The organism is Glycocaulis abyssi (genome assembly GCF_041429775.1).
GTDB classification, from domain to species: domain Bacteria; phylum Pseudomonadota; class Alphaproteobacteria; order Caulobacterales; family Maricaulaceae; genus Glycocaulis; species Glycocaulis abyssi.
On record NZ_CP163421.1, the window covers coordinates 440,294 to 462,118 of the forward strand.

16 protein-coding genes are annotated in these 21,825 nt (G+C 63.5%); 4 read left to right on the forward strand and 12 right to left on the reverse strand.

Annotation, left to right across the window (positions count from 1 at the left end):
- Window positions 1-4: 4 nt before the first annotated feature.
- The 10 genes from AB6B38_RS02255 to carA all read right to left on the reverse strand — a co-directional run bounded on the left by AB6B38_RS02255 (window position 5) and on the right by carA (window position 13,760).
- Window positions 5-1,264: an ABC transporter permease gene (locus AB6B38_RS02255; RefSeq protein WP_371394068.1), complete on the reverse strand. Its 1,260-nt coding sequence runs from the start codon at window positions 1,262-1,264 to the stop codon at window positions 5-7.
- Window positions 1,261-1,968 (reverse strand): ABC transporter ATP-binding protein, encoded by a 708-nt coding sequence (locus AB6B38_RS02260; protein WP_371394070.1) that lies wholly within the window; start codon window positions 1,966-1,968, stop codon window positions 1,261-1,263. The genes AB6B38_RS02255 and AB6B38_RS02260 overlap by 4 nt, the downstream gene beginning before the upstream one ends.
- On the reverse strand, window positions 1,965-2,954 hold the full coding sequence (gene trxB, locus AB6B38_RS02265; RefSeq protein WP_371394072.1) for a thioredoxin-disulfide reductase: 990 nt from the start codon (window positions 2,952-2,954) through the stop codon (window positions 1,965-1,967). Before trxB ends, AB6B38_RS02260 begins: the two co-directional genes overlap by 4 nt.
- Before the next feature lie 61 nt (window positions 2,955-3,015).
- Window positions 3,016-3,516 carry a hypothetical protein gene (locus tag AB6B38_RS02270; protein ID WP_371394073.1) on the reverse strand — a complete coding sequence of 167 codons (501 nt, stop codon included), beginning with the start codon at window positions 3,514-3,516 and terminating at the stop codon, window positions 3,016-3,018.
- Window positions 3,517-3,554: 38 nt separating this feature from the next.
- Window positions 3,555-4,490, reverse strand: coding sequence for a mitochondrial fission ELM1 family protein (locus AB6B38_RS02275; RefSeq protein ID WP_371394075.1), 936 nt, complete (start codon window positions 4,488-4,490; stop codon window positions 3,555-3,557).
- A 121-nt stretch (window positions 4,491-4,611) separates the two neighbouring features.
- Window positions 4,612-5,085 (reverse strand): transcription elongation factor GreA, encoded by a 474-nt coding sequence (gene greA / locus AB6B38_RS02280; protein ID WP_371394077.1) that lies wholly within the window; start codon window positions 5,083-5,085, stop codon window positions 4,612-4,614.
- 88 nt (window positions 5,086-5,173) lie between these two features.
- Window positions 5,174-8,416 (reverse strand): carbamoyl-phosphate synthase large subunit, encoded by a 3,243-nt coding sequence (gene carB / locus AB6B38_RS02285; protein WP_371394079.1) that lies wholly within the window; start codon window positions 8,414-8,416, stop codon window positions 5,174-5,176.
- A 135-nt stretch (window positions 8,417-8,551) separates the two neighbouring features.
- Window positions 8,552-10,138, reverse strand: coding sequence for an ABC transporter substrate-binding protein (locus tag AB6B38_RS02290; protein ID WP_371394081.1), 1,587 nt, complete (start codon window positions 10,136-10,138; stop codon window positions 8,552-8,554).
- A gap of 39 nt (window positions 10,139-10,177) precedes the next feature.
- Window positions 10,178-12,184 carry a S8 family peptidase gene (locus AB6B38_RS02295; protein WP_371394082.1) on the reverse strand — a complete coding sequence of 669 codons (2,007 nt, stop codon included), beginning with the start codon at window positions 12,182-12,184 and terminating at the stop codon, window positions 10,178-10,180.
- Between the two features lie 370 nt (window positions 12,185-12,554).
- On the reverse strand, window positions 12,555-13,760 hold the full coding sequence (gene carA / locus AB6B38_RS02300; RefSeq protein ID WP_371394084.1) for a glutamine-hydrolyzing carbamoyl-phosphate synthase small subunit: 1,206 nt from the start codon (window positions 13,758-13,760) through the stop codon (window positions 12,555-12,557).
- Window positions 13,761-13,929: 169 nt separating this feature from the next.
- On the opposite strand from carA, the gene AB6B38_RS02305 reads away from it, so the two are divergent.
- The 4 genes from AB6B38_RS02305 to AB6B38_RS02320 all read left to right on the forward strand — a co-directional run bounded on the left by AB6B38_RS02305 (window position 13,930) and on the right by AB6B38_RS02320 (window position 19,188).
- On the forward strand, window positions 13,930-14,397 hold the full coding sequence (locus tag AB6B38_RS02305) for a GatB/YqeY domain-containing protein (protein WP_371394086.1): 468 nt from the start codon (window positions 13,930-13,932) through the stop codon (window positions 14,395-14,397).
- Between the two features lie 57 nt (window positions 14,398-14,454).
- On the forward strand, window positions 14,455-16,278 hold the full coding sequence (gene dnaG, locus AB6B38_RS02310; RefSeq protein WP_371394087.1) for a DNA primase: 1,824 nt from the start codon (window positions 14,455-14,457) through the stop codon (window positions 16,276-16,278).
- Between the two features lie 66 nt (window positions 16,279-16,344).
- Window positions 16,345-18,396 (forward strand): RNA polymerase sigma factor RpoD, encoded by a 2,052-nt coding sequence (gene rpoD / locus AB6B38_RS02315; protein ID WP_371394088.1) that lies wholly within the window; start codon window positions 16,345-16,347, stop codon window positions 18,394-18,396.
- A gap of 312 nt (window positions 18,397-18,708) precedes the next feature.
- On the forward strand, window positions 18,709-19,188 hold the full coding sequence (locus AB6B38_RS02320) for a hypothetical protein (protein ID WP_371394089.1): 480 nt from the start codon (window positions 18,709-18,711) through the stop codon (window positions 19,186-19,188).
- A 95-nt stretch (window positions 19,189-19,283) separates the two neighbouring features.
- Here AB6B38_RS02320 and purL read toward each other — a convergent pair whose 3' ends face one another.
- A complete protein-coding gene (purL, locus tag AB6B38_RS02325; RefSeq protein ID WP_371394090.1) occupies window positions 19,284-21,518 on the reverse strand; it encodes a phosphoribosylformylglycinamidine synthase subunit PurL in 2,235 nt (744 codons plus the stop codon).
- Complete coding sequence (locus AB6B38_RS02330) at window positions 21,515-21,823, reverse strand: type II toxin-antitoxin system HicB family antitoxin (protein WP_371394092.1); 309 nt, start codon at window positions 21,821-21,823, stop codon at window positions 21,515-21,517. The genes purL and AB6B38_RS02330 overlap by 4 nt, the downstream gene beginning before the upstream one ends.
- Between the last annotated feature and the right edge of the window lie 2 nt (window positions 21,824-21,825).

Below are 21,825 nucleotides of genomic sequence, written 5' to 3' on the forward strand. Positions count from 1 at the left end.
CCCGTCAGGTGCGAATTGTCATCCCGTCTGCCAATGAATTGCGGAAGGCCGCCCATGCCGGGATGACGCCCAGTATCGCCGATGCACCGGTGACTACGCCGATGAGTGCGAGATCATAAAGGCCGGGCAGGGTATCGCTTAAATGCACGCCATAGCGCTGTTCCAGCACAGGTGCGCCCAGGGACAGCGCCCCGTAGGTGAGGCCGGTGCCGATGATCGCGCCCGCCAGCGCCAGCAGCGCGCTTTCACTGACCAGCAGCACGAATATGTGCCTCGGCCTCGCGCCCAGCGCCCGCAATATCGCCATTTCCCGGCGCCGTTCATTGAGGCTCGTCAGGATGGCGGTGAGGATGCAGATCAGGCCCATCAGCACCACGAAGGCAGCCACAGCGGCTAGTGTCCGCTCGGCGACACCGACAACGCCCCAGAGCTGGGACAGGGCGACGCCGGGAATAATCGCCTGCAGCGGCTCCACCCGGTAGGTATTGATCTGGCGTTGCAGACGCAGCGCCGCGACCGGCGTCTCGAGCCCGACAAGGAAGGCTGTGATCTGGTCGGGTGACAGGTCCATGGCCCGCAGCTCGTCCATGGAGAGGCTCGTGCCTGCGCCTGTTGGCCCTTCCAGATGGATCGCCTCGATGGCTTCCAGGCTGACAAAGACCGAGCGGTCCACGGGCGTGCCTGTCGGTTCGAGAATGCCGACAATGGTGAAGGGGTTATTGTCGTGTTCGACAAAGCTGACCCGGCCCGTGCCGTGGGCGACGACGATTTCCTGATCCAGCGAATAGCCGAGTTCCCGCGCGACGCTGGCGCCCACAACCGTGTCGAACAGATCATCGAGCGGGCGGCCAGCGGCAAACTCCAGATGCCGCCGCCCGGCATAGCGGTAGTGCTCGAAATAGCGATTATCCGTCCCCACCACGCGGAAACCGGCATGGGAATCGCCCAGCGATATCGGCACCGTCCAGGCGACGCCGGGTGCATTGGCGACCTGCTCATAGGTTTCCCAGGTGATGTTGTTGGTCGCATCGCCGATATGGAAGATTGCGTAGAGCAGCAAATTGACCGGGCTGGAGCGCGCGCCGACGATCAGGTCCGTCCCGGAAATCGTGTTCTCAAAGCTCGCCCGCGCGCCGTGGCGTACCTTCTCGACGCCCAGAAACAGCGTCATCGCGATGGCGACGGTGAGGATGGTCAGGAGCGCCGTGCCGCGCCGGTTGGCGATGGAGCGCCAGGCGAGGGAGAGGATCGGGAAGCGGGTCATGCGCTGACCCCCGCCGTATTGAGCTCTGACAGATCGACGGCGCGGTCAAACTTCGAGGCCAAAGAGCCATCATGGCTGACAAAGAGGAGCGCCGCGCCGCTGGCCGCGCATTCCTCGATCAGGAGCGACAGGAAGGCATCGCGTGCATCGGCATCGAGCGCCGAGGTCGGTTCATCGGCCAGCACCAGACCGGGGCGGCCAATGAGCGCGCGCGCAGCCGCTACGCGCTGCTGCTGGCCCACGGACAGTTCGGTAGGCGGGCTGGACCAGTATTGTTTGGGATCAAGCTGCAGGCGGGTCATCAGGCGGCGTGCTTCGGCCTCCGCTCCGCCTGCCGCTTCACACGCTTTGGCCCGCTGCGCAGAAAAGCGTGCAGGCAACATTACGTTCGCACCGGCCGGTAGGTAGGGCAGCAGGTTGAACATCTGGAAGATGACGCCCAGCCGCTCGGCGCGCAGCGCGTCACGCTTGCCGCCGGAGAGCTTTGACATCGGCTCGCCCAGCACCTCGATATCTCCGGCAGTGGGCGCCATGATGCCTGCAATCAGGCCCAGCAGGGTGGATTTGCCTGATCCGCTCGCGCCCTTGAGGAAGACTTTCTCACCGGCCGCGACCTCGAACCGGTCCATATCGAGCACGACGGGGCCTCTGCGCGCATAGGAGAAGCGCACGCCGGTCAGGGATATGGCAGGTGCTTCGCTCACGCGGCGTCGGACTTGGCGGCTTTGCTTTCGCTGGCGGCGTGGTGCTCCATCTCGGCCAGCCAGCGTTCAGCCTCCAGCGCGGCCATGCAGCCCATGCCGGCGGCCGTGATCGCCTGACGGTATATGTCGTCGGTCACGTCGCCTGCCGCAAACACGCCGGGAACAGAGGTGAGGGTGGAGCCGGGCTTCGTCACCAGATAGCCGCCATCCTTCATCTCAAGCTGGCCCTCAAAGAGCGAGGTAGCCGGTGCGTGGCCGATGGCAACAAATACGCCGTCGGTAGGCAGTTTCGTTTCCTCACCGGTTTTCAGGTTCTTCACGCGCACGCCGGTAACGCCGGGGACATCGCCTTCGGCGAGGATTTCCTCCACCACGCTGTCCCAGATCACCTCGACCTTCTCGTTATCGAACAGGCGCGCCTGGGCGATTTTTTCGGCGCGCAAGCTGTCGCGGCGGTGGATGAGGGTCACCTTGCTGGCAAAGCGCGTGAGGAACAGGGCTTCCTCAACGGCGGTGTTGCCGCCGCCAACCACCACGACTTCCTTGCCGCGATAGAAAAAGCCGTCGCATGTCGCGCAGGCTGACACGCCAAAGCCCTGTAGGCTCTGCTCGCTTTCAAGGCCCAGCCATTTGGCGCTGGCGCCCGTGGCAATAATCACGCTGTCAGCGGTGTAGATCGTGCCGCCATCGCCCTTCATCGTGAAGGGGCGCTTGGAGAAATCGGCCTCCACGATGATGTCGGCGATGATCTCCGCGCCGACATTCTCGGCCTGTGCCTTCATCTGCTCCATCAGCCACGGGCCTTCGATGACGCTGGCAAAGCCGGGGTAGTTTTCCACCTCGTGCGTGATGGTCAGCTGGCCGCCCGGCTGCAGCCCGGCAATCACGATCGGCGAGAGCATGGCGCGCGCGGCATAGATGGCAGCGGTGTAGCCGGCCGAACCCGAACCGATAATGACGACTTTGGAATGGCGGGTTTCGGTCATGGCAGGCTGATATCCTCTGGCGTTTACGATACAGGCTTGTTCGCGGGCGGGCGATGAAAGGTTACTGCGTGGATTCGGCCTCTGGCGTCTCGCCGAGCAGGCGGTTCAGCCAGCCTTCATTCCATTCGCGGCCCGGATAGGCTTCATCAAGCTCGTCGCGGGTGATTTCGCCCGCGCGGATGCGGGCGGCAGCGTGAATGTGGGACGCGCGCACGGCGCCTGCACACATCACAACAACAGGGCCGTCTGTCTGGGTCAGAATATGGGCCACAGTGTCGGTGGCTTCCGGGCCGGTGGAAAACCAGACCGGCACATGAGCGTAGATCATGCCGTTTTCCATAACACTGTCTGCAAAGCCGAAGCCGAGTGCTTCCATTTCCGCTTCGGTCAGCAGATTGATGACGGTGGTCTGGCCGTCACTGGCCCAGGACCGGGCAGAGCTGGCGTCGGGCCGCGCCTCAAAACGCACCTCGTCGTGAGTTGCCGGCATGGGCGTTTGTTGTGCAATGGCGGCTGCGGCTGAAGTGGCCAGCAGGGCAGCGGCGAGGGCGTAACGGAGCATTTGGGGTCTCCTTCAGACGCGTGGATATTATCCAGCGTTCAGATGTCGCCTTTGCGGGCCATGATTTCAAGCACCCGGCCTGCCGCCCTCTCGGTTTCGTGAAGAGGCGGGTAGGTCCAGCTATCCAGCCGCCCCAGGAAGGGCCGCACCGCGCCATGAGCCTCAAGCGCGCTGTAGAGCCGGGCGAACTTGCCGGGCTTTCCCTCCAGCATCAGCCGGTAGACAGGCGTGCCCGTCGCCGCGGCCTCCGTGAGCATGTTGGTGGAGTCCTCGGTGACGAAAATCCAGTCCGCACCGCCCAGAAAGGCAAAATAGGGATTGGGTCCGTCTCCGGTGTGCAGCCAGACCCCATCATCATCGCCAAACGCCTCTTCAAGAGCCGCCACGAAGCTATCGGGCGTGCGGCGCGAGGTGGTGACCATCAGGCCGGCACCCTCACTGCGCAGATGCTTGAGACGGTCCAGCAGCGCCCCGGCAATCGCGGGCGTGAAACGGTGATGTCTGGAATCGCCGCCAATCAGCACAGCTGCCCGCGGGGCGGGCAGGGCGGCGATCTGTCCGGCAAAGGCCCGCTCTGCCTCGTCCAGCCGTTCGCGCGTTATCCGGTTGGGCGAACCTGTGATCTCAAACACATTGCCGCCGCGCATCCGGTCGTGTTCAGGCGGGATGATGAGGTCGAAGCGGTGCCGGGCCATTTTCGGGTCCTGCACATAGACAAAGACCGCGTCTGGAAAGGCTTTGCGATGTTCGCCTGCTGCGCGGACTGCCGCCATGCCGCATCCAATCCACAAATCTGGCGCGATGGAGCCGGGATCAGGCAGATCGCCTGTACGCGGCACCTGAACGGGCAGGATACGCATGGGCGTCAGCCGGGCGACGGCTTCCGCCAGTCCCAGCGCCTGATTTTCCATGCCCCGCCTGCCGTCAGTGACGACGAAACAGGCGCGTTCGGCTGTGGCAGGGCTGGAATCCATGTGCGCCAGTTAGCCCTTCATGCGGCCGGAAGCCAAGGGGGGCTATCGGCGGGGCAGAAACGTGAGAAGCCGGCGGAGGGACCCGCCGGCTTCGGTCATTTCGAGAGGGCCGTTAAACGGCTTACTTCCACTCGACTTTCAGGATCTCGTAGGTCTTCAGCCCGCCGGGCGCGTTGACCTCGACGACATCGCCGGTTTCCTTGTTGATAAGGGAGCGCGCGATGGGCGAGGACACGGAAATCTTGCCCGATTTCACGTCGGCCTCGTCGTCGCCGACGATCTTGTAGGTGGCTTCCGCCTCGGTATCCTCGTCGATCAGAGTCACGGTGGCGCCGAATTTCACCTGGTCGCCGGACATGCGCGAGACGTCAATAATCTGCGCGCGCGCCAGCTTGTCTTCCAGCTCGACAACGCGGCCCTCAATCCAGCTCTGGCGTTCCTTGGCCGCGTGATATTCCGCGTTCTCTGACAGATCGCCATGGTCGCGCGCTTCGGAGATCGCCTGGATCACCGCCGGGCGTTCAACCGATTTAAGATGCTTCAATTCATCGTCGAGGGCCCGGTGACCCTCGGCGGTCATAGGGATTTTTTGCATAGGGAAGGACTCGTTTCTTTTTACGCCTGCGAGCGTAAGACCCAAATGATCCCGCTATCAAGCGCTGTTTGCGTTCTCCTCGAACGCACTAATAACGATAGGATTGCAAGGCGCGCGGTTCAAGCTCCCCTGCATCAATGGTCGCAATCGCCTTTACGGCGGCGCGGCTGGCCGATGCCGTGGTGTAGCACGGGATTTTCAGTTCCAGCGCTGTGCGCCGGATCGAGTAGCTGTCAATCTGGCTCTGGCGGCCTTCGGTCGTGTTGAAGATCAGCTGGACCTCGCCGTTCTTGATGGCGTCCACGATGTGCGGGCGGCCCTCAAACACCTTGTTGATGCGCGTTACCGGCACACCGGCCTCTTCCAGCGTCTTGGCAGTACCGCCCGTGGCCAGAAGCGAGAAGCCCAGCTGCGTCAGCTGGCGGCAGGGTTCGATCATCTGCGCCTTGTCGGATTCTTTGAGCGAGACAAAAACGGTGCCTGAGCGCGGCAGGCGCACGCCTGCGCCCAGCTGTGCTTTTGCAAATGCGGCCTCAAAGCGCATGTCGATGCCCATCACCTCGCCGGTGGAGCGCATTTCCGGGCCTAGCACCGGGTCGACGCCGGGGAAGCGCGCAAACGGCATCACCGCTTCTTTCACGGCGACGTGCTCGGGCGTGTCATTCCAGACCTTGAAGCTGGAAAGCTTCTCACCTGCCATCACCTTGGCGGCAATGCCCGCAACCGGCGTGCCGATGGCTTTTGCGACGAACGGCACGGTGCGGCTGGCGCGCGGATTGACCTCCAGCACGAAGATCTCGCCGTCCTTGACCGCGTATTGCACGTTCATCAGGCCCTTCACGCCAATCGCCCTGGCCAGCGCGACGGTTTCGGCGCGCAGCTCTGCGATAATCTCCGCAGACAGGGAATGGGGCGGGATGGAGCAGGCGCTGTCGCCGGAGTGAACACCGGCTTCCTCGATATGCTCCATGACGCCGGCAATGCGCACCTCATCGCCATCGCACACCGCGTCGACATCGACTTCGGAGGCGTCGGTGAGATAGCGGTCGAGCAGAAGCGGGCTGTCGCCAGAAACGTGAACCGCGGCGCGAATATAGCGCTCAAGGCTTTCCTGATCGCGCACGATCTCCATCGCCCGCCCGCCCAGCACGAAGGAGGGACGCAGCACCAGCGGGAAGCCGAGCGTCTTGGCGCTTTCCAGTGCTTCTTCTTCAGAGCGCACGATGGCGTTGGGTGGCTGGCGCAGGCCGAGCTTGTCCAGCAGCGCCTTGAAGCGTTCGCGGTCTTCGGCCAGATCAATCGCATCCGGGCTGGTGCCAAGGATCGGAATGCCGGCCTTTTCCAGCGCGCTGGCGAGCTTTAGCGGCGTCTGCCCGCCATATTGCACGACGACACCCAGCAGAGTGCCATTGGCGCGCTCGGCCTCGATCAGTTCCAGCACGTCTTCATCGCTCAGCGGCTCGAAATAGAGCCGGTCTGCCGTGTCGTAGTCGGTGGAGACGGTTTCGGGATTGCAGTTCACCATGATGGACTCAATGCCCATATCGGCGAAGGCAAAAGCCGCGTGGCAGCAGCAATAGTCGAACTCGATGCCCTGACCGATCCGGTTCGGCCCGCCGCCCAGGATGATCGCCTTTTTCGCCTCTGTCGGCTGGCTCTCGCAATTGCCAGTCTCGTAGGTGGAATACATGTAGGCGGTGGGCGTGGCGAACTCGGCTGCACACGTATCTACGCGCTTGTAGACCGGGCGCACGTTCAATGCCCGGCGCGCCTCGCGCACCTTGGCTTCGGTGGATTTCGTCAGCTGGGCAAGGCGCTGGTCCGAAAAGCCCATCGCCTTCAGGCGGCGAAAGCCCTTCGCGTCCTCGGGCAGGCCCAGTGTGGCGATGTCTTCCTCTGCGTGGATGATTTCCTCGATCTGGCGCAGGAACCAGGGCTCATAGGCGCAGGCCGCATAGATATCGTCGACGCTCAGGCCCTCGCGCATGGCTTGGGCAATCACGCGCAAGCGGTCAGGGGTCGGACGGGAGAGCGCGGCCAGGACCGCCTGCCGGCGTCCCTCCGGCCCGTCGGCGGACTCAAAGCCCTCGATCTCGGTCTCATCGAAGCCGCAAAGCCCGGTTTCCAGACTGCGCAGCGCTTTTTGCATGCTTTCCTGGAAGGTGCGGCCAATGGCCATCGCCTCGCCCACCGACTTCATGGAGGTGGAGAGCAGGTTCTGCGCGCCGGGATATTTCTCGAACGCAAAGCGCGGGATTTTCGTGACGACATAGTCGATGGAGGGTTCAAAGCTTGCCGGCGTCGCCCCGCCGGTAATGTCATTGTCGATCTCGTCGAGCGTGTAACCGACAGCCAGCTTCGCCGCGACGCGCGCAATGGGAAAGCCGGTGGCTTTCGATGCCAGCGCAGAGGAGCGCGACACGCGCGGGTTCATCTCGATGACGACCATGCGGCCGTCCTTCGGGTTCACCGCGAACTGCACGTTCGAGCCGCCGGTTTCCACACCGATCTCGCGCAGGACCGCAATCGAGGCGGAGCGCATGCGCTGGTATTCCTTGTCGGTCAGCGTCAGCGCCGGGGCGACGGTGATGGAATCGCCGGTATGCACGCCCATCGGATCGATATTCTCGATGGAGCAGATGATGATGCAATTGTCCGCGCGGTCGCGCACCACCTCCATCTCGAACTCTTTCCACCCCAGCACGCTTTCTTCCACCAGCACCTCGGTGACGGGAGAGGCGGCAAGGCCGGACGACACGATCTCGCGGTATTCCTCGACATTATAGGCGATGCCGCCGCCCGTGCCGCCCATGGTGAAGGAGGGGCGGATGACGGCCGGCAGGCCCAGCTCGTCCAGTACCGCTTCGGCCTCGGCCAGCGAATGCACGGTGCGTGATTTCGGGCTTTCAAGGCCGATAGCGTCCATCGCATCGCGGAAGCGCTGGCGGTTTTCCGCCTTGTCGATGACATCGGCCTTGGCGCCGATCATCTCCACACCGAACAGTTCCAGCACGCCGCGCTTTTCCAGCTCCAGCGCGCAGTTGAGCGCGGTCTGCCCGCCCATGGTGGGCAGCAGCGCGTCGGGCCGCTCCTTCTCGATGATCTTGGCGACCATTTCCGGGGTGATCGGCTCGACATAGGTGGCGTCAGCCAGGCCCGGATCGGTCATGATCGTGGCCGGGTTGGAGTTCACCAGAATGACCCGGTAGCCCTCTTCTTTCAGCGCCTTGACCGCCTGTACGCCCGAGTAGTCGAACTCGCAGGCCTGCCCGATCACGATGGGACCGGCACCGATGATGAGGATGGAGCTGATATCGGTGCGTCTGGGCATGGAGGTGTATCCCGTATGTTGCGCGCGTTGCCGCACTGCCGGGCTTGTGGGGCAAGTCCGGGCGCGGGTCGACTCTGATTACATGCTAGAAGCGGGTGTTAGCGCCAATTTGCCCCCATGGCGAGGGGGTAGGTGTCACCCGAGTGACAAATCCCGCCAGAGCTGGGGCTGGAGGTTGACGTCGCGCCGCCGCACGCGGTCTGAAATCATCCAGAAGGCCCGCTCGTGCAGCAGCGGCACATTGCATTGCTCTTCTAGGAAAACCGCCTCGGCCTCGCGGTGAACGGCGATGCGTTCAGAGCGTGAGACGCGCCCGCGTGCATCTTCCATCAGCTGCGCAAAGCGATCCCGCCCCGGCCCGGACCAGCCGGTGTCGTCGGCAAATCCGCCCGGGGCGAACGGCTCCAGCATGAAATCCGGCTCCGATTTCAGGCCCCGGTTGAAATAGCCGAGCGTCATGTCGAACTCGCCGCCCGCGACGGCCTGATTGATGTCGTGCGGGTAGGAGGAGAGGATGTCGATATCGAGGCCGGCATTGCGCAGATCATCGGCTATCGCGATGGCAATACGCTCCCGGCTGCCCGATGACACCCGCAAGACCAGGCGCAGCGGATTGTCCGGCCCGTAACCGGCCTCGGCCAGCAGGGCACGGGCGGCATCGGCGTCCGGCCCCGGCGCGGTCTGGCCGTTCTCCTCCAGCGCCTGCGCGGTGATGACATGGATGGTGGGCGTGGCTTCGCCGCTGAAGAAGTTTTCCGCGAGGAAATGCCTGTCTACCGCCAGAGAAATGGCGCGGCGCACGCGCACATCGTTCAGGCCGGGGCGGTGGTGATTGAGCTTGAGATAGGTCAGTATGGGCGCGTCAAAGCCGTGCAGCCGGTCACCAATCTCGCGGCGCAGAAAGCCGATCTGTTCGGTCGGCGGCCGGTCAGCCAGGTCCAGATCGCCAGAGCGGAAAAGGCGCGCGCGTGTCGCTTCGTCTTCCACCACATCAACCCGGATATTCTCGATGGAAACACTGCGTTCGGCATGAAAACGCGGGTTTCTGGCGAGCAGGTAAGTCAGGGCGCTGGCCTGGCGCAGAATGTATGGCCCGGCGCTGACCCAGTTGAGTGGCCGTACCCACCGGTCGCCGTGCGCTTCTACGACGTGACGGGGCAGGGGGTAAAACTCGCGCATCAATACCGGGAAGGCCCCGACGGGCGCGTCCAGCTCAAATATGACGGTACGCGGATCCGGCGCGGAGACGCCGATTTCACTTGATGGCAGCCGCCCGGCCAGCGCAGTGCGTGCGCCCCGCACGGCAAAGAAATCGCCCAGATTGGCAAAGCCGGTGCGTGGATCGACGGCGCGCTGCGCGGTCCATACCACGTCGTCAGCGGTCAACGGCATGCCATCAGACCATTGCAGGCCCTCGGCAAGGCGGAAACGCCAGACGCGGCCATCCTCGGAGCGCCAGCTCTGGGCAAGGCCCGGTGCCAGTCCGCCAGACGGGCTATATTCGGTCAGCGGCGCATGAAGCTGCTTGTAGAGGAGGGCCGAGGCAGCGAACTGGCCTTTGAGCGGATCAAGGCTGTCCGGCTCCGTATCAATGGCGACGCGCAAGAGACCGTTCTCGCTGCCCCCGCGCGGCGAGCAGGCACCGAGTGCAAGCGTGCCTGCGCTGGCCGCTCCGCCAAGAAGCGCGCGCCGGGATAGGGGCAGGAGGACATGTTTGCTCATCGCCCTAGTTTTGCGGTGCTACGGACCGTCTGGCAATGCCTACCAGCGCGCGCGTACCGCCGCCCAGCCCAACCCTTCGGAAGGTGCACTGGCAATATGACCGGGCTGATCGGTAAGCCGGGCGGCCAAGGTCATATCCACACGCTCGGTCAGATTGCGCCGCCATGAGGCTTCCAGCGAGATCTCCCGGCCAGAGGGAGACAGGGAGGCCCGGCGCTCCTCATAGATGTAGGCGTAGTCCTCATCCAGCGCGACTGGGACCATCACGCTCACCTCGCCCTGTTCCACCCGCAAAGGCTGGTTCAGGGTGAGGCCAAACAGCCCGCCTGCAACGGGGCGTTCGGCACCGGCGCTCCACGCGCTGGCACGGATATCACGGGTCAGGGCAATGCCGGAGGGCAGGCTGGCCGAGGCGCTGGCCTGTTCGAACCGGGCAGAGGCGCGCCAGCCACCGCCAACAGGGCCAGACCACATCCAGCCGACGAATTGTGTATCCGTCTCGTCAGTGCCGCCGAACCGGCTCGCCAACGGTCCGCCAAGCGCCTGGAATGCCTCCTGCGAGCTGCCGGTCTCGAGCCCGAAAGTATGGCCACGATGACGCAGGTGAGCACCGGCAGCCGAGAACGAACCCAGCTGCGAGCTGGCCGTGCGCGCTGAAAAGCCGAGCGTGCCGGTGTCATAGCTGACCGACGACCATTGCTCGTTACCGGCCAGACCGGCGACGGCACCTGAAGCGGGCACGCGTGACAGGACCGATCCGCCTGCCATGCGTATTGGCGCTTCAGCGGAAAAGCCCCGTCCTGCCGCAACCGATAGCCCGCCCTGGCGGTAGCTAAAGGACAGATCGGGCTGGCTGGCATAGGTTTCGGCGGGCAAATTGGTCAAGGCGTGAAGCCTGCCGGGCTGCATGCGCATGCTGACGGCGGCCGGGCCGACCCGCGTGGTGCTGACATGTGCCAGCGCATTGCCGGCAGCGGTCTCGAAGGCACCCAATGCCGTATCGCCGCTGGCGCGCGGCGGCGCGGTGTCGAAGCTGAAGGCGCGGCCATAACGGTCTTCCAGAAGCGCCCGGTCCAGCAGGCCGTCAGCCCATATCCAGTCACCGGCTGCGCCAGCCGGATCTGCAAGTATGGCCTCTACCGGCACCGGTCCGGCGGTGGTGCCGGCAAACGCGACGCTGGTTGTGCCAATGGGCTGGAAGGCCGCTGCAAGGTCGATCAGCCCCATACCGTATTGGGCGTCGGGTCCGGGCGGGCCGAGGTCCAGCGCTGTGTCGAGGAGAATCTGGAGCGCGTCATTGCCGGTGAGGTTGGGAAAGGCGTCTATCAGCAGGGCGAGTGCGCCCGCGACGTGGGGCGCCGCAAATGATGTACCCGAATAAAGAACGTAGCGCGGATCGCCCTGACTATTGTTGAGGAAGGGTGTGAGGATGCGGCTTCCCGGAGCGGAGAGAAACCAGTTTTCCACGCCCAGTGCACCGTTCGAGTAGTTGGCCCGGACAGCGTTTTCATCTACCGCGCCAACCGCCACAGCAAAGCCTTGCGAGCCCGGATGGGCTGCGAGGCTGGCTGGAAAGGAGGGGGAGTTGGTTGGCGGAGTATCGGCGTCCTCGCGATTGCCCGATGACATGACCATGAACACGCCCGCTTCGGCCGCCCGGCGCATTGCGGCAAAGGTTCGGCTCCGGTCATCATTGGGGTCCGGCGATCTGCCCAGTGAAAGATTGATGATGCGTGCGCCGTTCGACACCGCGTAATCAATGGCGTTGGCGGTATTCCGGTCGCTGAAAAGGCAGTCATCGCCGCCATCGTTCTCGCAGCTTCCCACGCTGTCTGTGCGAATGGCCAGAATGGTGGCTTCAAACGCCACGCCATGGCCGCGAATATTGTTCCGGGCAGCAGCGATAACACCCGCCACGCCTGTTCCGTGGCCGTCAATGTCTTCCACGCCGCGATTGCTGACGATATCGCTGCTTGCCGCTGATATCCGTCCGGTGAATTCGGGGTGTGACTGATTGATGCCCGTGTCGACAACCGCAACGATCACACCGCTCCCGGTCGCGCCGTAGGCATAAGCAGTCGATGCGTTGATCAGACCCAGCCCGTATTGCCGGTTGTATTCCGCAGTCTCGAAATCACTGGGGTCGATCCCGGAGGGCGGTGGAGGCGGCGGAGGAGGCGGAGGAGGTGGTGGCGGTGAAGACGGTAAGGGGGAGGGGGTGGGTGTGACGCTGGGACTTCCACCCCCGCCACAGCCCGTCAGGCCGATCGAGACCGCGGCGAAAACCGAGACAAGCAGGACGTTGCGCCGGATCATCACGATCCCTCCTGAAGCTTTCATCCTGTCCCTGTCCCTGAATCTAGATCAGAAACGGCAGAATGAAAAACAGCTTTGGCGCAACGGGTTTGAACCGGGGTTAATGACCTGCCAGACGTCCGACGAACTGGTCAAACACGGCAAAGGAATCCTGCGGGCCGGGGCTGGCTTCCGGGTGGTGCTGAACGGACATGACCGGCTTGTCCGTCAGGCGGAACCCGCAATTGGTGCCGTCAAACAGGGACACATGTGTCTCCTCGGCATTGTCCGGCAGGCTGTCGCGGTCCACCGCAAACCCGTGATTCATGGAGACGATCTCGACCTGTCCTGAGAGCAGGTTTTTCACCGGATGATTCGCGCCGTGATGACCGTGCGTCATCTTCTGCGTCTTTGCGCCAATGGCCAGGGCGAGCATCTGATGGCCAAGGCAGATGCCCAGCGTCGGTACGCCCGCATCAATAACGCCGCGAATGGTGGCCAGCGCATACTCGCCGGTCGCTGCCGGATCGCCGGGGCCGTTTGACACCACAATACCGGCCGGGGACAGGGAGAGCACATCCTCCACGCTGGCCGTACCCGGCACCAGTTTCACGCGCGCGCCAGCGCCTGCCAGCCGCCGCAGAATGTTGGCCTTCACGCCGTAATCCAGAACCACGACCAGCGGGCCGTCTGCCGGTCCAATGCCGGGGCCGTCCGGCCAGGCCCAGTCAGCTTCCGTCCAGTCGCTGTCGGCATCGGTGAGAACATGGCGGGCAAGCTCTGCGCCTTCCATGCTGGGCGCTTCGAGAGCCGCCTTGCGCAAGGCTTCGGCGTCCAGCTTGCCGCCCGGATCGTGCGCGATCGCGGCGATAGGCATGCCAAGCTCGCGGATGCGCGCGGTGAGCGCCCGGGTGTCAACGCCTGTCACAGCTACGACGCCGCGCGCAGCCAGCCACTCAGCAAAGCTCTGTTCGGCGCGCCAGTTGGCGGGCGGGGTGATGGGCGCTCTGGAGACCATGCCGACAGCAGCCTTGCGGGCGCGGCCGCTGGCCGCCTCCTCGTCGTGCGCATTGGCACCGACATTGCCGATATGGGGGAAGGTGAAGCAGACGATTTGTCCGGCATAGGACGGGTCGGCGAGAATTTCCTGATGCCCGGTCATCGCCGTGTTGAAGCAGAGCTCTCCGGTGGCGATTCCCGATGCCCCGGCACCTTCGCCGGGGATGATCGTGCCGTCTGCCAGCACGATGGCTCCGGTCGCCCCGTCAAGATCGCTGTCGCGCCAGGGGTTTGCGGTCAGCACTTGATTCCCGGCCTGTTCCGTCATATCTCACCGCCTGATTACGCGTGCGCCGCACAAAAAGGGCGGCCCTTTAAACAAACGCGCGGACGGTATGTGAGCCTTGCCTAGACGTCAAGCAAGCTAGAAGCCGAAAAAGAAACCTGAAAACAAAGAGTTACGCGGCGTCGCTGTAACTCGTTCGAATGGAAGAACAATGTCGCTGCGCGACCAGATAACCGAAGACCTGAAAAACGCGATGCGGGCCAAGGACGGCCTGAAGCTGAGCACGCTGCGCCTCGTCCAGGCCGCCATCAAGGACCGGGACATTGCTGCGCGGGCCGAGGACCGCTGTCAGGGCTGCGGGGAGGGCGAGATCATGGCCCTGCTCCAGAAGCTTGTGAAGCAGCGCGAGGAAAGCGCGGAAACCTACGAGAATGCCGGCCGGCTGGACCTTGCCGAACGAGAGCGCGCAGAAGCTGAAATCGTGCGCGCCTATCTGCCCAAGCCGATGTGCGAGCAGGAGATCGAGCAGGCCGCCGAGACGGTCGTCGACGAGCTGGGTGCCACGGGCCTCAAGGATATGGGCAAATGCATGGGCGCGCTCAAACAGCGCTATACAGGCCGCATGGACTTTTCCAAGGCGGGCGAGACGGTGAAAACCTTGCTGCAGACCCGCGCCTGATTCTTCTGTGTGCCGATAATGGGGGGTGCAGGCACGCGCGCCGTGCTATGCTGAATCATGGCTCTTCCCGACGGATTCCTTGACGAAATCAAAGCGCGCATCCGCCTCTCCGATCTGGTGGGGCGGACGGTAGCCCTGCGCCGTCAGGGACGCGAGTTTGCGGGTCTGTCACCCTTCAAGAAAGAGCGCACGCCGTCCTTTTTCGTCAATGACGAGAAAGGCTTCTACCATTGCTTCTCCAGTCAGAAGAATGGTGACGCGGTCAACTGGCTGCAGGAAACCCAAGGTCTCAGCTTCATGGAAGCGGTGGAAACGCTCGCCGCCGAGGCCGGGCTTGCCATGCCTGCGCCTGATCCGGAAGCCGCGCGCAAGGATGAGCGGCGCAAGGAGCTGGCCGAGTGGAACGAGCTGGCCCAGCAATATTTCGTGCGCGAGCTGAACGGACCGCGAGGGGGCGAGGCGCGCGCCTATCTGGAGCGGCGCGGGCTTTCCCCGCACGACTGGGAGAATTTCGGCCTTGGCTATGCGCCGGAAATGCGTACCGGGTTGAAGGACTTTCTCATCAACAAGGGCGCAAAGCCCGATGAGCTGGTGACGGCAGGGCTGCTGATCGCGCCGGAAGATGGCGGAGCGGCGTTTGACCGTTTCCGCGGCCGGGTGATGTTTCCGATCCAGGATCCGCGCGGGCGGCTGGTGGCGTTTGGCGGACGCGCTTTGTCAAAGGATGCGCGCGCCAAATATCTCAACTCGCCAGAGACCCCGCTCTTTCACAAAAGCCATGTCCTCTATCGCTACCCGCAAGCGCGCAGCGCCGCCTCCGATCCCAAGGCGGGCATTCGCGGGCTGATCGTGGCCGAAGGCTATATGGACGTGATTGCGCTGAACCGCGCCGGGCTCGTTCATGCCGTCGCGCCGCTGGGGACAGCGCTGACCGAAGACCAGATACGCCTATTGTGGCGGGCCGGGCCGGAGCCGGTGATCTGCCTTGATGGCGATGCTGCGGGCCAGCGCGCGGCGGGGCTGGCCGCAGAGCGCGCCCTTCCCATGCTGGAGCCGGGCAAGAGCTTGCGGTTTGTGTTTCTGCCGGACGGGCAGGACCCTGATGATGTGCTGAAAGCCAAGGGAGCCGAGGCGCTGCGCGCGCTGGTGGCCGATACGCGCTCACTGGCCGAGCTGCTCTGGGACAAGGAGTTTGCCGCCGAGCCCCTGACCGATCCGGACCGCCGGGCAGGCTTCCGGCGGCGGCTGCGTGCACTGACCTCGAAGATCGCCGATCCGGATGTGCGCGAGGAATACAAGGCCGAGTTTGACCGGCGCCTGGCATCGGCCTTTGGCCGCAAGCCGGCCCGCGCGCCGTGGCGTGGGCGGCAGGATGCCAGCGGTATCTCTGACGGTCCGCCGGTCGCTGAAACGCGCAAGCTGGCGCAGGCGCGGCGTGCGGCGCCGGTGGTGAGGCATTTGCTGCTGGCGGCCATTGAGTGGCCCGAACTGGCGATTAGCGAGACCGAGACGCTTGCCGAGCTGGACTGCGGCCCGCTTGACAGTTTGCGTGACGCTATTCTAGACGCATGCTCGAATGGTCAAGGTGCGGATCATGAGGTTCTCAAGTCCGCTCTCGTGCGGCTGGGACATCATCCGGTCCTTCGCAAGCTGGAAGCTGAACGGGCACCGATGCGCGCAGCCATGGGGGGAGAGGACGCAGACCCGTCGAGCAGGCTGAACGCTTGGCGAAAAGCGGCGGCTTCCTATATGGAAAGGGTTGAAGAGGAACGCATCCGCGGTGAAGCGCGTCTTCTTGAAAGCGAGGCGCTGGCGCGCGGCGATGCCGCTGAAGTGCACCAGCTGATCGCAGGGTATAAGGCCAGCCGCCGTCGCAGATAGCGCACGGGCGGTCGATTTTGTTTGTGGCAGCTGGTATTCCGGCGGCCAAGGGAGTTCAAGTCAGGCATGACCAAAGCAGCGACCGAGACGGCTGAAGCAGCCCCGGAAAATCAGGACGGCCCGCTTCTCGATCTCAATGACCTGTCGGTCAAGGCGATGGTGAAAACCGCCAAGAAGCGCGGCTATGTCACCCATGACGAACTCAACAAGGTTCTCCCGTCAGAAGAATTTTCCTCCGAGCAGATCGAGGATGTGCTCTCCCAGCTGTCGGAGATGGGCATTACGGTCGTCGATTCCGAAGACGATGTTGAAGATGGCGAGGCCGTTGCTGGCGACGGCGAAGGCGACGAGGAAGATGATGGCCGCTCGCGCGCGGTAGCCGCCAAGTCGAAAACCGCCATTGCCGGCCAGAACACCACGTCTGCGCAAGACCGCACCGATGATCCTGTGCGCATGTATCTGCGCGAGATGGGTTCGGTGGAACTCCTGTCGCGCGAGGGCGAGATCGCCATCGCCAAGCGCATCGAGGCGGGGCGCAACGCGATGATCCGCGGGCTTTGCGAAAGCCCGCTGACGTTTGAAGCCATCATGGTCTGGCGCGAAGAGCTGCAGTCCGGCCAGGTGCTGCTGCGTGATATCATCGATCTGGACGCCACTTATGGCGGTGTGCGCGAGGATCACTCCGAAACCGGTGCGCCTGACGCTGGCCGCGGCCCGGCTGCCAATATCCGCGCCCAGGTGCGCTCGCGCGCCGAGGAGAGCGAGGAAAAGGCTGCAAAAGAGGGCGAGGAAGGCGAAGAGAACGAGAACGCCAATTCCACCGAGGATGAGGACGATGATGAGGACGGTGCAAACCTGTCCCTCGCGGCGATGGAAGCCGAGCTGCGCGAAGGCGTCATGGAGACGCTGGACGCTGTGGCCGGCGACTTCACCTCTTTCCGCAAGCTGCAGGACAAGCTCGTCAATCTGCGCATGGAGGGCAAGGACCTCTCCAAAAAGGACCGCGAGACCTATGAGGGCGTGCGCGAGTCCATCGTCGCCAACCTCAACTCCCTGAACCTCAACAACGCCCGTATCGAGGCGCTGGTCGAACAGCTGGATGCCATCAACAAGCGTCTGGTGGTGCTGGAAGGCAAGCTCCTGCGCTCTGCCGAGGCGCATGGTGTGCCGCGCCACGAATTCATGCAAGCCTATCAGGGCCATGAGCTGGATCCGAACTGGCTGGACGACTGGAAAGCCAAGTCGGCTGCGTGGAAGAAATTCGCCGAACGCGAAGAGAAGGAAGCCGCCCAGATCCGCGACCAGATCGCCGAGCTGGCGCAGGAATCCGGCGTGCCGATTGACGATTTCCGCCGCATCGTCGCGACCGTCCAGAAGGGCGCGCGGGAAGCTCGCATTGCCAAGAAGGAAATGGTCGAGGCCAATTTGCGCCTCGTCATCTCCATCGCGAAAAAATACACCAATCGTGGCCTGCAATTCCTGGATCTGATCCAGGAAGGCAACATTGGATTGATGAAGGCGGTCGATAAATTCGAATACCGCCGCGGCTACAAATTCTCCACCTATGCTACCTGGTGGATTCGGCAGGCGATTACCCGCTCCATCGCGGACCAGGCCCGCACGATCCGTATCCCGGTTCACATGATCGAGACGATCAACAAGATCGTGCGTACCAGCCGCCAGATGCTCCACGAGATCGGCCGCGAGCCGACCCCTGAGGAGCTGGCTGAAAAGCTCTCCATGCCGCTGGAAAAAGTGCGCAAGGTAATGAAGATCGCCAAGGAGCCGATCTCCCTTGAAACGCCGATTGGCGATGAGGAAGATTCACACCTCGGCGATTTCATCGAGGACAAGAATGCGGTCCTGCCGATCGATGCGGCGATCCATTCCAACCTGCGCGAGACCACGACGCTGGTGCTCGCCAGCCTGACCCCGCGTGAGGAGCGTGTGCTGCGCATGCGCTTCGGGATCGGCATGAATACCGATCACACGCTGGAGGAAGTCGGCCAGCAATTCTCGGTGACGCGCGAGCGTATCCGCCAGATCGAGGCCAAGGCCCTGCGCAAGCTGAAACACCCCAGCCGCAGCCGCAAACTGCGCAGCTTCCTGGATAGTTAGGGCAGGTTCTTTTCGTACTACGGTTCAGCGCCGCCGGATTTTGTCCGGCGGCGCTTTCCTTTGTGCGCGTGCGATGGTGCGCACTCTACTGCGGTAACTACGCACCCGCAGCACACAACGTCTCTGATTAAAAGCAATCAGATAGATTGTTTTGCAGCGGTCTGCTGGACAGGCGCGCTATTGCATTGCAACATCGAATTCGCAAAAAAATGAACGATGTTCACTTTTCAAACGCCGGTCAAAGCCCTATCTTGCCGGTGCGAGTTCAACGCAACGCCCAGCCAACAGGGCGCCCATCTTTCGGAGACTGACATGTCCTTCAAATTCTCCTCCCCGATCCTGATGACTGCCGCTGCCGCGATGATGGCTGCCGGCCTGTCTGTGGCCAGCGCGACATCTGCCGAGGCGCAGGCATGTGAGCCGGCTTTCGTGTCCCAAAGCACCGCGCACCGCTCGGTGCGTGCTTCTGTCCAGCGTTTCGAGCGCGGCCAGTGGCGCCAAGCTGCCCACTTCGCCAATGAGGCGCTGTCGCGCCGCAATGCGGCCCCGACGATGGCCGCTGCCCGCACCAATCTGTGCGGTGCGCTTGCCAATCTGGGTGATGCTGGTGCAGCCGAAGCCTGTGATGCGGCCGTAGAGGCCAATGAAGGCGGCTGGGAAGCGCTGAACAATCGCGGCGCGGCCCATGCGCTGGCCGGCAATATGGCCGCTGCCTCGGCTGATTTTGCAGCCGCCGCCGCCATTGAAGGCGCTGGCCCGCAAGCGGCTGCCAACGCTGCTGCCTGCCGCTAGAGCAAAAAGAATTTCCGCTGGCCGGGCAAATCCCCCGCCCGGTCAGCGTTGTTGAGCCGGACGCCCCTTCAGATGGAGTCCGGCTCTTTTTTTGCCTATTCTGCCGCGCGGGCCGTCTCTGCGGTCATCAGTGATGGCAGCCAGTTTTCATGGGCCTGTTTGAGGCGGATGAGATCGAGCGCATGGCCACCATTGATGGAAATGGCGCGTCCGCCCGCGATGCCAGCCACACTGACCGGCACATTGGCTGCAATGGCGTTCTGGCGGATGGTTTCCGCCGTCACTGCGTCAGCGGCGACCAGGTAGCGGGCCTGATCCTCACCAAACATCCAGGCATAGGCGGGCAGGGGGCCATTATAGGCGAGCTTCACGCCCATCCCTGAGGCCATGGCCATGTCGGCGATGGCGCAGGCGAGACCGCCGTCGGAAATATCATGGACCACACGCGCATGCCCGGCGCGGATTTCCGTGCGGACAAAGTCGCCATTGCGCTTTTCGGCAGCCAGATCGACATGAGGCGGCGCACCGTCCTCTTTCTCCTCGACATGACGCATATAGAGCGAGGCGCCGAGCTCCCCGCGCGTCTCGCCGATGAGGAGCACCACATCGCCCTCTTTCATGCCGCCGAATCCGGCGCGCTTTGAAAGATCGGGCAGGAGGCCCAAACCGCCGACCGCCGGAGTGGGCGGGATCGCCTTGCCATCGGTCTCGTTATAAAGCGAGACATTGCCCGACACGACGGGGAAGGAAAGCTGTTTGCAGGCTTCAGCCATGCCTTCCACGCAGCCGACAAATTGCCCCATGATTTCCGGGCGTTCGGGATTGCCGAAATTGAGGCAGTCAGTGATGGCGATGGGGTCTGCGCCCACCGCCGTCAGATTGCGCCAGGTCTCGGCGACGGCCTGCTTGCCGCCCTCGAACGGGTCGGCATAGCAATAGCGCGGCGTGCAATCGGTGGTGATGGCGAGCGCCTTGTTGGTGCCGTGCACGCGCACGATGGCGGCATCAGCCGGATCTTCGGAGGATGCTACGGTGTCGGCCATGACGTGGCGGTCATACTGGCCCCAGATCCAGCGTTTGGAGGCCATATCGGGGCTGGCCATGATGGTCAGTAGCGCTTCGCTTAAGTGCTCCGGCCCCTTCATGGAGCGCGGATCAATGCTGGCGCGCGCTTCGGGCTCGAACCACGGGCGGGTATAGGCCGGGGCCTCCTCGCCAATCGGATCGAGCGGCAGATCGCAGACCACTTCGCCCTTGTGTTTGAGGACCATGCGGCCGGTATCGGTCGTCTTGCCGATGGTGGCGACGTCCAGATCCCATTTCCTGAAAATCCGCTCGGCGATGGGTTCCGCGCCGGGCTTCAGGATCATCAGCATGCGTTCCTGCGATTCCGACAGCATCATTTCGTAGGCCGTCATGCCGGTTTCGCGCTGGGGCACGTGGTCGAGGTCCAGCTCGATACCCAGCCCGCCACGCGAGGCCATCTCCACTGACGAGGAGGTGAGGCCCGCGGCGCCCATGTCCTGAATGGAGCTGATCGCGTCCTCTGCCATCAGCTCAAGGCAGGCTTCGATCAACTTCTTCTCGGTAAAGGGGTCACCCACCTGCACGGTCGGGCGCTTTTCCTCACTGCCTTCGCCAAACTCGGCTGAGGCCATGGTCGCGCCGTGAATGCCGTCCCGGCCGGTCTTCGCGCCAACATAAAGCACCGGGAAGCCGGATTCCTTGGCGGCCGCGGTGAAGATGCCCTCGCGTTTCGCCAGACCCACCGCCATCGCGTTGACGAGGATATTGCCGTTATAGCCCTTGTCGAAATTGGTCTCGCCGCCAACGGTCGGCACGCCGACGCAATTGCCATAGCCGCCAATGCCCGCGACAACGCCGGAGACAAGCTGGCGGGTCTTGGGATGGTCCGGCGCGCCAAAGCGCAGCGCATTCATCAGGGCCACAGGGCGCGCGCCCATGGTGAACACGTCGCGCAGAATGCCGCCCACGCCCGTCGCCGCGCCCTGATAAGGCTCGATATAGGAGGGATGGTTGTGGCTCTCCATCTTGAAGACGGCGACATCGCCATCGCCAATATCGACCACACCGGCATTTTCGCCGGGGCCGTAAACGACACGCTCGCCGGTCACCGGGAATTTCTTCAGATGCACCCGGCTCGACTTGTAGGAGCAGTGCTCTGACCACATGACCGAGAAAATGCCGAGCTCGACCATGTTCGGCGCACGGCCCAGCACGCGCAAAATGGTCTCGTACTCGTCTGCCGTGACGTGCTCGAGCGCGATTTGTTCGGTAATGCCGGGGGCGTATTTGGGTTCAACACTCATTCGGCATGCGTCCGTTGCGGCTGGTGGAGCGGGGAGGGATCAGGCAGATAGGCGGTAACCAGAAGGCGGGCAGCCTCCGGCGCGCCAGGTTCAGGCCGGATCACGGAAAGATCTGACGGGGCAGGAACAGGCAGGCCCTCTCCCATCAGCCCTTCGAGATGCAAGGCGAGGGCTTCCTGCGCGTTCAGCGCGGCTTCGCTGGCGCTGTCGCCAGCCGATACGCAGCCGTCAAGATCGGGGAAGTAGACGCTGAAACCGGTTTCAGCATCGCCTTCGAGAATGGCGGGATAGACATGCAGTGTCATCG

Coding starts and splice junctions, on each gene's coding strand:
- AB6B38_RS02255 (WP_371394068.1), bottom strand. CDS start 1,264: ATGACCCGCTTCCCGATCCTCTCCCTCGCCTGGCGCTCCATCGCCAAC.
- trxB (WP_371394072.1), bottom strand. CDS start 2,954: ATGACCGAAACCCGCCATTCCAAAGTCGTCATTATCGGTTCGGGTTCG.
- AB6B38_RS02270 (WP_371394073.1), bottom strand. CDS start 3,516: ATGCTCCGTTACGCCCTCGCCGCTGCCCTGCTGGCCACTTCAGCCGCA.
- AB6B38_RS02275 (WP_371394075.1), bottom strand. CDS start 4,490: ATGGATTCCAGCCCTGCCACAGCCGAACGCGCCTGTTTCGTCGTCACT.
- greA (WP_371394077.1), bottom strand. CDS start 5,085: ATGCAAAAAATCCCTATGACCGCCGAGGGTCACCGGGCCCTCGACGAT.
- carB (WP_371394079.1), bottom strand. CDS start 8,416: ATGCCCAGACGCACCGATATCAGCTCCATCCTCATCATCGGTGCCGGT.
- AB6B38_RS02290 (WP_371394081.1), bottom strand. CDS start 10,138: ATGAGCAAACATGTCCTCCTGCCCCTATCCCGGCGCGCGCTTCTTGGC.
- carA (WP_371394084.1), bottom strand. CDS start 13,760: ATGACGGAACAGGCCGGGAATCAAGTGCTGACCGCAAACCCCTGGCGC.
- AB6B38_RS02305 (WP_371394086.1), top strand. CDS start 13,930: ATGTCGCTGCGCGACCAGATAACCGAAGACCTGAAAAACGCGATGCGG.
- dnaG (WP_371394087.1), top strand. CDS start 14,455: ATGGCTCTTCCCGACGGATTCCTTGACGAAATCAAAGCGCGCATCCGC.
- rpoD (WP_371394088.1), top strand. CDS start 16,345: ATGACCAAAGCAGCGACCGAGACGGCTGAAGCAGCCCCGGAAAATCAG.
- AB6B38_RS02320 (WP_371394089.1), top strand. CDS start 18,709: ATGTCCTTCAAATTCTCCTCCCCGATCCTGATGACTGCCGCTGCCGCG.
- purL (WP_371394090.1), bottom strand. CDS start 21,518: ATGAGTGTTGAACCCAAATACGCCCCCGGCATTACCGAACAAATCGCG.
- AB6B38_RS02330 (WP_371394092.1), bottom strand. CDS start 21,823: ATGACACTGCATGTCTATCCCGCCATTCTCGAAGGCGATGCTGAAACC.